We start from the raw sequence: 281 nt of genomic DNA, 5'->3' as shown, positions 1-281 counted from the left end.
CTCGTAGACCACGCCCCCGCCGCCCCCCCCCCCCCAGTTGTTTATCAAGGGCCAGTCGCTGAAGAACATCCAGTTGTAGAAGAAGGGCCAGTCGCTGAAGAACAACCAGTTGTAGAAGAAGGGCCAGCCGCTGAAGAACAACCAGTTGCAGAAGAAGGGCCAGTCGCTGAAGAACAACCAGTTGTAGAAGAAGGGCCAGTCGCTAAAGAACAACCACTTCTTGAACAAGTTCAACTCCATAAAGAGAAACAACATCGACAACCAGTTCATGAACATCATGA

The 281-nt window shown here is 51.2% G+C and carries 1 protein-coding gene; it reads left to right on the top strand.

The genetic code is table 11. From position 1 onward, the window contains the following. On the top strand, positions 1–281 hold a 281-nt coding region (locus JDS92_RS30225), incomplete at both ends, for a hypothetical protein (protein WP_199633054.1).

Origin of the sequence: Bacillus cereus group sp. N12, assembly GCF_016483575.1 — a bacterium.
GTDB classification, from domain to species: Bacteria; Bacillota; Bacilli; order Bacillales; family Bacillaceae_G; genus Bacillus_A; species Bacillus_A toyonensis.
This window is presented reverse-complemented; position numbering and strand designations above follow the sequence as displayed.